Annotated in this window: 11 protein-coding genes and 1 tRNA gene; 5 read left to right on the top strand and 7 right to left on the bottom strand. The window is 47.0% G+C overall.

What is annotated here, in order from left to right; genetic code table 11:
- The first annotated feature begins 67 nt into the window (after positions 1 to 67).
- The gene (locus ACQY2W_RS04770; protein ID WP_428049904.1) at positions 68 to 601 is read left to right on the top strand and encodes a type IV pilin protein; all 534 of its coding nucleotides are present in this window, start codon (positions 68 to 70) and stop codon (positions 599 to 601) included.
- A 45-nt stretch (positions 602 to 646) separates the two neighbouring features.
- On the opposite strand, the gene ACQY2W_RS04765 is transcribed toward ACQY2W_RS04770, so the two are convergent.
- Both ACQY2W_RS04765 and ACQY2W_RS04760 read right to left on the bottom strand, forming a co-directional pair.
- The gene (locus ACQY2W_RS04765) at positions 647 to 1,210 is read right to left on the bottom strand and encodes a type IV pilin protein (RefSeq protein ID WP_428049902.1); all 564 of its coding nucleotides are present in this window, start codon (positions 1,208 to 1,210) and stop codon (positions 647 to 649) included.
- Between the two features lie 310 nt (positions 1,211 to 1,520).
- Complete coding sequence (locus tag ACQY2W_RS04760; RefSeq protein ID WP_428049900.1) at positions 1,521 to 1,694, bottom strand: hypothetical protein; 174 nt, start codon at positions 1,692 to 1,694, stop codon at positions 1,521 to 1,523.
- 217 nt (positions 1,695 to 1,911) lie between these two features.
- On the opposite strand from ACQY2W_RS04760, the gene smc reads away from it, so the two are divergent.
- Both smc and ACQY2W_RS04750 read left to right on the top strand, forming a co-directional pair.
- Positions 1,912 to 5,394, top strand: coding sequence for a chromosome segregation protein SMC (smc, locus tag ACQY2W_RS04755; protein WP_428049898.1), 3,483 nt, complete (start codon positions 1,912 to 1,914; stop codon positions 5,392 to 5,394).
- The gene (locus ACQY2W_RS04750) at positions 5,394 to 6,131 is read left to right on the top strand and encodes a metallophosphoesterase family protein (protein ID WP_428049896.1); all 738 of its coding nucleotides are present in this window, start codon (positions 5,394 to 5,396) and stop codon (positions 6,129 to 6,131) included. Before smc ends, ACQY2W_RS04750 begins: the two co-directional genes overlap by 1 nt.
- Here ACQY2W_RS04750 and ACQY2W_RS04745 read toward each other — a convergent pair.
- Positions 6,128 to 7,465, bottom strand: a complete 1,338-nt coding sequence (locus tag ACQY2W_RS04745) for a glycosyltransferase family 39 protein (RefSeq protein WP_428049894.1) — start codon at positions 7,463 to 7,465, stop codon at positions 6,128 to 6,130. The two genes, ACQY2W_RS04750 and ACQY2W_RS04745, sit on opposite strands and share 4 nt — an antisense overlap.
- Positions 7,466 to 7,582: 117 nt before the next feature.
- On the opposite strand from ACQY2W_RS04745, the gene ACQY2W_RS04740 reads away from it, so the two are divergent.
- Together ACQY2W_RS04740 and ACQY2W_RS04735 are read left to right on the top strand one after the other, a co-directional pair.
- The gene (locus tag ACQY2W_RS04740; protein WP_428049892.1) at positions 7,583 to 8,248 is read left to right on the top strand and encodes a type IV pilin protein; all 666 of its coding nucleotides are present in this window, start codon (positions 7,583 to 7,585) and stop codon (positions 8,246 to 8,248) included.
- A 54-nt stretch (positions 8,249 to 8,302) separates the two neighbouring features.
- Positions 8,303 to 8,375, top strand: a tRNA-Ala gene (locus tag ACQY2W_RS04735).
- 177 nt (positions 8,376 to 8,552) lie between these two features.
- Here ACQY2W_RS04735 and ACQY2W_RS04730 read toward each other — a convergent pair.
- From ACQY2W_RS04730 to ACQY2W_RS04715, 4 genes are all read right to left on the bottom strand, one after another.
- Complete coding sequence (locus ACQY2W_RS04730) at positions 8,553 to 9,767, bottom strand: hypothetical protein (protein ID WP_428049890.1); 1,215 nt, start codon at positions 9,765 to 9,767, stop codon at positions 8,553 to 8,555.
- Between the two features lie 77 nt (positions 9,768 to 9,844).
- On the bottom strand, positions 9,845 to 10,672 hold the full coding sequence (locus ACQY2W_RS04725) for a deoxyribonuclease IV (protein ID WP_428049888.1): 828 nt from the start codon (positions 10,670 to 10,672) through the stop codon (positions 9,845 to 9,847).
- A 1-nt stretch (position 10,673) separates the two neighbouring features.
- Entirely contained in the window at positions 10,674 to 11,717 is a 1,044-nt protein-coding gene (locus ACQY2W_RS04720; protein WP_428049886.1) for a threonine aldolase family protein, read from the bottom strand.
- A gap of 62 nt (positions 11,718 to 11,779) precedes the next feature.
- The gene (locus tag ACQY2W_RS04715) at positions 11,780 to 12,289 is read right to left on the bottom strand and encodes a type IV pilin protein (protein ID WP_428049884.1); all 510 of its coding nucleotides are present in this window, start codon (positions 12,287 to 12,289) and stop codon (positions 11,780 to 11,782) included.
- Positions 12,290 to 12,419: the final 130 nt, after the last annotated feature.

The raw sequence follows: 12,419 nt of genomic DNA, 5'->3' as shown, positions 1-12,419 counted from the left end.
AAAAAATAAAACTTGACATCGTTTTTTTTTTTTGCTACATTTTATTTAATGATAAAAAGGAGGTTGTATGAAAAACAAGCAAGCATTTACGTTGATTGAATTATTAGTAGTGGTACTTATTATCGGCATACTCGCGGCGGTTGCGGTTCCGCAGTATCAAAAAGCGGTAGCTAAAAGCCGGCTTACGCAAATGTTAGTGCGCGTGAAAGCGTTGCATGACGGTGCGGAAGTATATTATTTAGCCAATGGATTTTATCCGAATGATGTGCGTGATGTAGATATAGATATTACAAGCGGAGCTGAAGTGAAGCAAAATGTAGGGTGGACGAACAGTTCTATTCCGTCCGCATTTTATCCGGACGGAATGGAATGTATTATTATCGGAGGACATTATGTCGGTTGTGCGCAATGGTCTAAAGATGTGTATGTGCAAAAGTCGTTTAACCATGCCGTGGGATCGGACGTCTCCACTGCGGGCAAAACCAGTTGTTGCGGCGTGCAAAATACAATGATGGACGAGGTTTGCCGTTCCGTTGCCCACAAAACGACACACGATTGGGTTAATGGTAATTACCATTATAATTGTTACTTTTTGGAATAGCATGCCTTACTAAAAAACACCCCGCTTAAAGAGCAGAAGCAATTTTTAGTTGGTAAATAAAAAATAGTTCATCCCGCCCGTGAAATTCGGAATTTCAGTTCCGCGGAAAATTTGTTGGCAATATGCACCCTTGTTTTTGCTAAATTTATGTTGTACATAACTGCGGGAGTAACCCTCTGCGCAGAAAATACTTTCTGTCGGAAAATCGCCGGGGCGGTCTGCGTATATTTCAAAAGCCGTTCCCTGATACGGGCCCGAAATGCGCCCGATAGATACACCGTTCCCGTGGCTATCCGGGCTGCTAAAAAGCTGCAAGGACCATTCCCCGTTGGAAAGTGGGGCTTTATAAGCCCCCGTTTCGTACCATTTTTCATGTCCGGTCCAAGGGATATCTACGGCCAGTTCGTCTATGGAGCTGGGCCAACTTCCGTTGGCTAACTGATAGGCCTTGGCGGCCTGATAGACCGATTTTAATAAAGTAAGTGCCTGTGCCCCCTTAGATTTTTCCACGGCTTTTTGATACTGTGGCAGAGCCACGGCCGCGAGTATGCCAATAATAAGTACCACTACTAATAATTCAATGAGCGTAAACGCTTGTTTGTTGTTCATATTTGGACTCCTTGTTTTTTTATCCGTCCCTTTATTATCGTTTTTTTTTTTGATCTGTCAAGCAAAATTTGGCGGTTTGTTAAAATTACGATGAATTTTAATAGTTTGAAAATCAGGTGAGAAATGTGTTTGAGGGAAAAAGTACAAAAACACCCCCAACCCGGGCGTGTTCCTTTTACCAACAAAAAACACCCCGCGGTTTCGGGAGTGTTCCTTTTACCAAAGAAAACACCCCCCGGTTTCGGGAGTGTTCCTTTTACCAAAGAAAACACCCCACTCAAACGAGCGGGGTGTTTGGCAAAACGTAAACTTATTTGGCGTTTACCATTTTGGCGCGAGAGATATCACCTTTCTTATCTAAGAAATAGAGATATCCTTTTTCTTTTCGGGCCATTTGCACACGGGCGATATCACCGTCTTTGTCAATGTAGTACAAGAAACCGTCTTCGCGGTCCATGCCTACTTTCAATACTTTTTCAGCCATTGTTAAACTCCTCCTTATAAGGATCGTCGTTAATATTAACGTACACTAACGTACACATCAAGTGTAATAAAAAAAATTAAATTTTGCAAGCATTTTTTTTCGTCTTATGTCCCTCGGGGGTCAATTCCTCCGTTCGCGTAGGGAGTCGTTTTCCCGCTTTTTTACCTATATAATAGGGTAAAATGCTATAATCAACCTATATACCTAGGGGAAGATTATGTATTTAAAAGCAATAGAGATTATGGGGTTTAAGTCGTTTGCCGATAAATCCCGCCTTGATTTTGAACCGGGCATTACCTGCGTGGTTGGCCCGAACGGATGCGGTAAATCTAACGTGATTGATTCCGTGCGCTGGACGATCGGCGAGATGAGTTGGAAAGCGTTGCGTTCGGCGTCCATGGTGGATATTATTTTCAACGGTACGGCTAAACGCGCTCCTTTAAATATGGCGCAAGTGAGCATGATTTTTGATAATGCGTCGCGCCAACTTCCCTTAGATTTTAACGAAATTACCGTTACCCGCAAAATTTTCCGCTCCGGCGAAAGTGAATATTTTTTAAATAAAGTCCAATGCCGCTTGCGCGATATCCGCGATCTGTTTTTAGATACCGGTATCGGCGGCGAAGGGTACGCAATTATTGACCAGGGCGGTGTGGAAAGCGTGCTTTCCGCGTCGGCCGAACAACGCCGCGAAATGTTTGAAGAAGTCGCCGGCGTATCCAAATATAAAGCCAAACGCGAAGAATGCGTGCGCCGCTTGGAGCGCGTAGATTTGGATCTGGCGCGTCTAGCGGATACGGTTGCGCTTATCCAAGAGCAAATCAAAAAGTTAGACAGCGAAGCTAAAAAAGCGCGGCTCTATCAAAAGTACCGCGAAGAACTCAAAGAAAGCGAAATTGCTATTTCCGTTTGCTCTATTAAAGAAGCCGACGGACTTATTGCCAAACACACCGCCGAATTAGACCCTATTGTTACTAAACAAAACGATTTGGAAAACCGCATTTCTGCCCAAGAAGGCGCGTGTGCGGCGTTAGACCTTAATTTAACGCACAAACAAAAAGAGATGGCGGAGTTTAACGAAAAAATTTCCGCCAGCAAATACCAAGTGGGTTTGTTGGAAGGCGCGATTAAAAACTGCGACAACTTAACGGCCGAACTGACCGCCCAAGTAGCCGCCTCCGGCGCGGAAGCCCAGCGCGGACAAAACCGTTTGCAAGAGCTCGTGCCGACGATTGCCAAACTCAAAGAACAGTTGGCGCAAGTCAGCGCGGAATTAGACCCCTTGCAAAAAAATTACAACGAACAAACCGCCGCCGCGCAAAAGTTAGAAAACGATTTGCGCCAAGCGGAAAGTGATTTGCAACGTGCATCGGGCGAACTAATGAACATCGTGCAAAAACAGATGGAAGTTTCCAACCGCATTTCGCTGGAGGAATCTTCCGCCCAGCGCGAAAACGAAGATTTAATTGCGGCCGAAAAAGTCAGCCAAACACAAACGCAAGGCCTCGCCGAGCAAGAAGAAAAGTTAAAAGAAATCGTTTCGCGCGTAGAGACGGCACAAGCCGCCGCTAACCAAGCACGCGAAGATATTTCCAAGAGCGAAACTGCTTTGCGCGAACTCCAACAAGAGCGCAGTACGCTTAACGAAAAATTATCCGCCGTCAAATCAGCCGTAGCCGGACTAAAAGCCAAGTTGGAGATGATTCAAACCCAAGGTAAAAACGACCCGTACTGGGTGGGGGCGCAACTGGTCAGCAAGAGCGGACTTTCCGGCGTAAAAGGCACACTTCGCAAAGCGTTAAAATATCCGGCGGAGTTAGGTGTTATCGTAGAAGAAGCGTTTGGAAAATACTTAGACGCGGTGATGTGCGAGAGCGAAAAGACCGTTACTGCCGCCGTCACGCTACTTAAAGAACACGGCAAAGCGCGTGCTAAATTTATCGTTTTATCCAAAGTACCTGCGGCTAAACATACCGCGCCGCAAAACGCGCTCAAGGCGCAACTTTCGTATCAGCCGGAGTTGGAAAATTTAGTGGACTATATCATCGGCGGATACAGTTACCAAGACGGTACGGTGCAAGATGAGTTTTTCATTGGCGGCGGTGCAAAAGACGTGCGCGCCCCGGAAGCATACTGGGGCGAAGAAGAAACCGTCCGCGGCGAAATGACAGCTAAATCGGCCGAAGAAGAAACATTGTCCAAAGAAATTATTACTAATTACGAAGCGTTGCAAAAAGCCGAAGAAAATTTAAAAACTTTGCGTACAAAATTGCAGGAAACCGCTGTGGCGCTCAACACGGTGCAAAACGAACGCACTAACCAAGAACGTCAAATTGCGCAAACGAAACAGGAACTGGACCGTGCCGCCCGTCGCAAACAAGAAATTACCTTGCGCGTAGATAACCGCAAACAAACGGTGGAGGCGCTCAAAAAACAAGTAGAAGAATTAAAAACGCGCCACGCGCAAACGCAACAACGCGGCGAAGAATTAAAACAAAAACAAACCGATTTGCGCGCGCAGGCCGAAACCTTAAAAGGCACGCTTAATGAACTAAGTGCTAAACTCTACGACGTGCGTATTAAGAAAAATAACGTGGAGTTAGATTTAAAATCTACCGAATTTGAATTTAATAGCTTAACCGACAGCGAAGGCAAACGTAACGAAAAAATCGCTTCGTCCAACTTGCGCTTAAAAAGTTTGGCCGAAGAAAAACTGTCTACGCAAGCCAAGCTTTCTTCCGAGCGCGATGCGCTAGCGCAGTTGGAACTGACCGAGCATCAAATGCGCGGCGAAGTAGAAGCCCTTAAAAAAGAATTTAACGAAAAAACAACCGCGCTCAATGCGTGCAAAAAAGAGTTTTCCGACTTGACGATCAAAAAGAACGATTTGGAAAACGCCCTTTCCAATGCGCGCCGCCAACGCACGACGGTTGTAAACAATTTGTTTGAAAGTTGGAACATCACGCCCGAAGAAGCGCAGCTTAATTACGGCGATAAAACCGTAGATTACGAGCGCGTAAAAATGATGCGAAAACGCATTGAAAATATGGGAGCCGTCAATATGACCGCGCCGGAAGAATATGACGCACTTACCGAGCGCAACAACTTCCTAAAAACGCAAATTAACGATTTGGAAAGCGCGAAAAAAGATTTAAAATCGGCGATTAGCAAAATCAACCAAACCACGCGCGAAAACTTCCGCTACACGTTTGACCAAGTGCGTATGCACTTTAAGAATATCTATCAAACGCTGTTCCGCGGCGGCGAGTGCGACTTGGTGCTTACGCAACCGGATAATTTGTTAGAAACCGGTATTGAAATTTTTGCCCAACCGCCGGGTAAAAAATTGCTTAACATTACCTCTATGTCCGGCGGCGAAAAAACGTTGACGGCGATGTCGCTATTGTTTGCTTTCTTTACGCACAACCCCTCGCCGTTCTGCATTATGGACGAAGCCGATGCCGCTTTGGACGAAGCCAACGTGGAACGCTACGTAAACCTCATTAAAGAATTTTCCAAAACTACGCAATTTATCGTTGTTACGCACAACAAACGTACTATGGAAGCGGCGCGTATGCTCTACGGTATTACGATGGAAGAGAGCGGGGTGTCTAAGGTAATGTCTGTGAACTTGGCAGACCGCACCAACCCCGAAGACGTTAAAAAGAAAGAAGCCATAGAAGCCCTTGCGGAGGCCTAATGAAAGTAGGTGTATTTTCCGACGTGCACGGCAACTTGGAAGCGTTGAACGCTTGTTTGGAGCGGTTAGATAAAGAACAGGCGGAGCGGTTTATTTTCTGTGGCGATTTAATCGGCTACGGGCCGGACCCGGAAGCATGCGTGCAAAAAATTTTAAAGTTGCCGCTACTGGCGTGTGTGCTGGGCAATCACGATGCGGCTTTGCACCAACCGGAGTTGGAAGCTTTCTTTAATTATGATGCGCGTTTGGCGTTGGAAAAAAGCCGCAAAATGCTTTCCTCGGCGTCATTGGATGCGTTAGCCACCTTGCCCGACCGGGTACAGATGCCCAGTTTCTGCGTTGTACACGGCACGCCGGCCGACCCGATTAAAGAGTATTTCTCCAGCGCAAAACAATTTCAGGTATATTTGCCGTTGTGGGAAGGGACGGTTTGTTTTGTAGGACACACCCATCTGCCGTTTTCCATGAAAGGCACGCCGCGCAGCTGCTCGGTTACGCTGTGCAGCACAGATAAAACCGTCATCAATTTTACCCGCCATTCACGTTATGTGATCAACCCCGGTGCCGTCGGTAAACCGCGTGATAAAAACCCGCAGGCCTCTTTTGGCATGTGGGATACAAAAGCGGGTACATTTACGTTTTTTCGCGAGCCGTATGATGTCAAAACAACGCAGGCCAAAATGCGTAAGTGTAAATTTCCCTCTTTTTTAATTGAAAGTTTGGCAGTAGGTTATTAGTTTTTTGATGAGTTTTTATGTTGCGCAAGCCACGTGCTTGCCACGATACCTGCCGTGATACAAAGCACAAATTCAAACGGCGCGCGAAGCCGCGCGTACGTGCCAAAGAAACCGGACCCCACGGCCCAAAAGTAACCGATATATATTCCCAAAAACAAAGCTGTTTTAACATGGGTTTTGGCTAGTTGCCACAGCCCCCAACTTCCCAAAAATACCACGCTTATTATTTGCAGAAATGCTAAAACAAATAGTAGTTTTTCCGCTAGTGTAGAGAGCCACGGACGCGGCAAAAGAGCTGTTTGATTGAGCGTTTTTTCCGGCTCATCGGCGCGTGCTAACAACAGGCGCGTTAAATGCACGTGATTGGTGCCCAGGAGCGTTTTTCCGGCCCACAGCGGCCAGTGCGTCAGACGGTGTTTCCAACTTTGTTTAAGTAACGGCGCGGCTAAGCGTTTATATTCTTTTACCTGTGCGGGAGCCGGCCACGTGTCAAATCCGGCGGGCAACAGCGCCAGTAATTTTTGATGCGCTTGCGGCACGGTCAGCCCGCTTTGCTTAGCGATAAAATCTTCGTTCCAAATATACAGATTATACGCGCCGACGGATGTAAACCCGCCGTACCCCGTTTGATATTTATTGCGCACTTGCCACGCCCCGATTGAAACGATCAGCGGCACCATAAAACAAAGTACCGTTTGCTTAAAAAGCGTACGCGATTTTTGGCGTAAAGCAAGTGCTAACAACAACATAAATGCCATCGGCACAAAATAATACACAGCAGGGCGCACATAGACAGCCGCGGCTAATAATACGGCGGCCCCTATTAGATCACGCGCTTGCGGATTTTCCAACCACCGCACCGCCAAAAACACAAACCACGCGAGCAGAAACACACACAAGGTTTCCGTTAATACCGCAAACGATAGCGAGAAATATAACACGCTTGCCGCACAAAACCCGGCGGCCCAACGGGCGGCGGATAAATCAGCCAAGCGGCGTGTTGTTAAATAAACGGGCAGTAAAAGTACAAGAGATAAAAGGTTTTGTGCGGCGGCCACGGCCCATGTCATATTACCGGTTACAAATTGCACAAGTGCCAAAAATGCGGGATATCCCGGCGTGCGCATGAGGAGCGGACTGGCGGATACGGCCTCCCAAAATTGACCGTAAGCCAAAAAAGTTTGTGCGGGATAAACGTAGGTAATTGAGTCGGGGAACGCAAGCACTTCTTCGCCCAGCGGTCCGAAAAAATACAAGCACAGCAAAGTTGCCAGTTTAATACTTGCGCAAACCGCTATAATCTGCCACAAAATTTTATCTTTATACCACGGCATACGTTTATTGTATGAAATAACGTCGTTAATTTGCTGAAGAAAAACTTTTGCTTGACATCGTTTTTTTTTTTGCTACATTTTATTTAATGAGATAAGGATATCATTAAGGAGCTTTGTATGCAAAGAGAAAATGGAAAAGATGTTAATAATAAATGTCATACCCGAAGGTTTTTGTCGGGTATCTCAACCGCTTGGAAAACACAAGGAGAAGATCCCCGAACCCTGCGGGCCGCACGTTGCACGCCGCCAACCTCGGGGATGACACCTGATTCTAAAGGAATAGGCCCCGGACTCCGGCCTTCCGGGGCTCCGCTTCGCTCCGGTTTTACGCTTATTGAATTATTAGTCGTTGTTCTTATCATCGGCATTTTGGCGGCGGTGGCGTTGCCGCAATATCAGTTAACGGTGGCAAAGGCACGGTTTACACAACTGGTAACTATCAGTAAAGCCATTGTAGATGCACAACAAGTTTATCATTTGGCCAACGGTGTATATGCGTCGCGTGCGGACGAACTGTCTATTGAATATCCAATGAATGCAAGTGGAACTCTCTTTAAAACGGATAAATGGCAGTGTGAATTTACGTATGCTAATTCCGTGGTGGGCGGACCTCCCCGCACTAGCTGTACATTGTATAATCCTCATATTACGCTTCAGTGGGAGCATACAAGTCGGGGTTTCAACTGCTGTACTTATGGGGATTATAAAGGGGAAAAACTTTGTCAAAACATCACGCAAAAAAAGACGCCTTATGGGTCGCATTGTTACAGCGGAACGCGATGAGCTAATGGAACGGTTTGCACTTTTTGGATAAAACTGATATAATAAATACATAACGGGCCTGTAGCTCAGCTGGGAGAGCGCCTGCATGGCATGCAGGAGGTCGCAAGTTCGATCCTTGTCAGGTCCACTTTTTAAAAAAGAAACCCGCGCGAGAGCGTGGGTTTTTTTTGAAAATGTGGCTGACGGCAGGCGCTACGGCAACGCCGTTGCGGCTGAGGAGGTCGCAAGTTGGGTCTTCGTCAGGTCCACTTTTTAAAAAAGAAACCCGTTCCAATGAACGGGTTTCTTTTTTTAACTGCTAAAATTATAACATCCCATCTACCCGGAAAAACCGATTCTTTTTCAGATCCAGGTCATACGTATATTTATACTGTCCGTCCGGGCCGGCAATATGCACATACACCCGCGTGGCGTGGTCTAAGTCCGGGATAAATTTATCTAAATCGTGCAACGACCAGAGCGGATTTTTGTCTAACGTGGCCGGAGTTGCGTTATCATACGTAACGTCTATTTGCATAATGCTTTCGTTAAGTTCAATTTTGCCGACGATTTGTCCGTTAAACAAAACGACCCGTGCGGCACTATGCGGCGTTTCATATTCGCGCAATAAATATTCTACGTGTTTCAAAGGGATAAACTCGCTCACTGCGTTTAAACCGTCTTTGAAGAATTTGCGTTTGTGCGGGGGGACCCACGTGCCTGCTTTTCCGGCGGCGTCGTAAGACGTGTTGTAAATGCCCAAGGCATGACCATTCGCATCCACTACAAGCCCGCCTTGCATAGCCAAAGGGGAATAGAGCTGCGACGTATGCGCAAGGCCGCGTTCGCTGGTCTGCATAAACGGAGCCAGACCCATTTTATACAAATTGCCGTCATCATGAAAACCATACGCTAACGCGCCTCCGTTTACGGTGTTGCGGGTGCTGGGAATTACCGGCAACGCCACTTCGGCGATATCTTCCGGCACTTCAATTAACGCCGCATTGCTTCCGTCCGCACTTCCTTGCGCAACAATTTTGCCCGGGAATGAAATGGGACGTTCTTGCGGAATAGTAAAAGTTAGGCGCACATCCGGTCCGGTCCGGGTGGCGATATCGGCGGTGGTAATGCCCCACAAACGCACCGTGCCGTTGGGCAAATTCTGGGCAAATACAAAGCCGGAACCGACGGGCTCCGTGTTGTACCCTTTGGGGGAAACTGTAAAAACAAAGCGTTGGATATTGTTATCCAGCGGTTTAATGGAAGGCGGTACAAAAAGGGATCTTTCTAAGGCAGCGTTGGCTAATAAATTAACTGAATTTTCCAAGGCATCATGCGCGGACATCGCTTGGGGCGATGAAAATTTGTGATATAAAAAATGGGGTGAAACTGTCGGAGAACTGCGTAACGGGTTTAAAAACGGTTTTCCCATGCGGGCGCTGCGCAACAACGCGCGTGCACCGCCTGTGGGCGGAAAACCGGCCCATGCGCTGTTGGCCGCTAAACAGGCAACTAAAAACAAAAGTATAGATTTTTTCATACTTATACTATATTGAAGTATGGACAGAGAAAACAGAGTCTTTAGACCCAGACCCGGCTGGGTCTTTTGGACTCTGTTTAACGAGCCAAACTGCGCAGTAGTTTTATTTCGCGTGCGTAGCCGTCTAAATCGTTAGGAGTTTCCAAGCAGAAAGGCAGATTTTTGAGGGCGGGATGATTGATGACGGTGGCGAGCGTTTTGGTGCCGATCGTACCGCCGCCGATTACGGCGTGGCGGTCTTTGTGTGCACCGACAGGGTTTAAACTGTCGTTTAAGTGAACGGCTTTTAAAAGTTTTAAACCGATTTGTTTATCAAACTCGGTTAGCACGTCGTCTAGTTTTGTTAAATCGTATCCGGCGTCGTTAATATGGCAAGTGTCTAAACAAACGCCCATTTTTTTATTTAATTTTACACCGTCTAAAATGCGTTTCAGTTCATCAAAACGGCCGCCGATCTCACTGCCTTTGCCGGACATCGTTTCCAATAACACGGTGGTGGTTTGTTTAGAAGTTAAAATTTCATTTAACAGTTCAATGATAAACTGCGTGCCTTTTTCCACCCCTTGCCCCACATGGCTACCCGGGTGAAAATTGTACAAATTGCCCGGCACATATTCCATGCGGTTAAGATCATCTTGCATAGTAAGTAATGCAAACTCGCGCGTTGTGGCCTCGGCCGAGGCCGGGTTTAACGTGTAAGGCGCGTGGGCAATAATAGGGGCGAAATGATTTTCCTTTAACAGCGTGCAAAGCGCGGCCGCGTCTTTGGGGTCAATGGCTTTGGCTTTGCTGCCGCGCGGATTGCGCGTAAAAAATTGGAACGTGTCCGCGCCGATTTCAAGCGCGGTTTTCCCCATGGCCTCAAATCCGTCCGACGATGACAAATGACATCCGATGTGTAGCATACTATTTCCCCATAAGTTGTTTGAGGTCGGCAACGAGCTGTTTGACGTCGCTTTCTTGCGTGGCCCAACTGGTGCAAATGCGAATCACGGTTTCGTTCTTGCCGTGGGAAGCGATATGCGAAAACGCATACGTTTGCTCTAATTTTTTAAGCACATCGTTAGGCATAACGAGGAACTGTTGGTTGGTGGGGGAATCGTATAAAAAATTTAGCCCGGCCTCTTGGCACGCGGTGCGGATCTGCAACGCCAAGCGGTCGGCGTGTGCGCCGAGTTTTTCATACAAACCGTCTTGTAAAAGCGTTAAAAATTGAATGCCCAAAATACGGCCTTTGGCTAAAATCGCGCCGCGCTGTTTCATAATGTAGCGAAAATCTTTTTGCAATTTCGGGTTGACCAAAACGACGGCTTCGCCTAGTAGCGCGCCCAGTTTGGTGCCGCCGATATAAAACGCGTCACAACATGCGGCAATATCCGCCCAGGTAACGTCGTTTCCCGGTGCGGCCAGCCCGTAGCCCAAGCGCGCACCGTCCATAAAAAGATAGAGGTTGTGCTCATCACATACGCGGCGCAAATCGCCCAGTTCCTGTTTGGTGTAGAGTGTGCCGAACTCGGTCGGGAACGAAATATACACTACTTTAGGTTGGGGGGCAAACTCCGGGTTGTCATCTTGCCAATGATCCTTGCAGACTTGAGCCACCTGCTCGGCGGTAATTTTTCCGTTTTGGTGCGGCAAAATTGAAATATGGTGCCCGGTCATTTCTATCGCACCCGTTTCATGTACGTTGATATGTCCGGTTTCCGGTGAGATAACACATTGATACGGTCGTAACAAAGCCGCCAATACGGTTAAATTGGTCTGCGTGCCGCCGCTGATAAAGTGGACCTCTGCTTGCGGCGCGTGACAAAGCTGTTTGATGAGTTGTGCCGCCTGCACGCAATAGGAGTCCGCCCCATACCCGGGCAGTTGCTCCAAATTGGTTTGGGCCAGTTTCTCTAAAATCAGCGGATGCGCGCCTTCGCTATAATCACAATTAAACCGTATCATACAGGTTATTTTACTTTTTTTGGGGAAAAAAGAAAGCCCCCTTGCTGGGGTAAACGTATTATTTAGTAAGCGTAAGCTGCCCATACGCCGTTGTTCCAAAAAGGCGTCTTTTTCCCTGTGACTTGCTGGCAAATTTGGTTGGGGATGCTTTGGCCGATTTTGGCACTGCATTCTCTTTGTTTTCCTGCATGGATGGTGGTGCTATTGGGTTCGTGTTCAAAATACCGGTGATAATACAAGCCGATGTTTTCATTTTTACAGGACATTTGTGTAACATCAAAAGAGCATGTGCCCCAATCGTAAGTAAGGGTTACTTGTCCATTGTTCGTGGACACAGATTGGGCTTGTGGGAAAGACACGCTCAACACTTCTACATCTGTTGTATATGAACCTTGGGCTAAGTAAAGTGCCTCTTGGGCCGAACTGACTTGATCTACCAATAGTTGCAATTGAACAAATCGGCTTTTTGATACCGCGAGACGGTACTGTGGCACGGCCACCGCCGCCAAAATGCCGATAATAAGGACAACGACTAATAATTCAATAAGCGTAAACGCTCGTTTATGTTTCATAAAAGTCTCCTGTTGGTTTTTTGCTGCCCCTTTATTATCGTTTTTTTTTTTGATTTGTCAACTCCCCTGGCAAGGCCCCCGTATGTTCCGGTTTTTTAGTATAATAAAATATCTGTATAGAGAGGATAAA

Source organism: Candidatus Avelusimicrobium caledoniensis, assembly GCF_902756455.1.
Taxonomy (GTDB): Bacteria; Elusimicrobiota; Elusimicrobia; order Elusimicrobiales; family Elusimicrobiaceae; genus Avelusimicrobium; species Avelusimicrobium caledoniense.
This window is presented reverse-complemented; position numbering and strand designations above follow the sequence as displayed.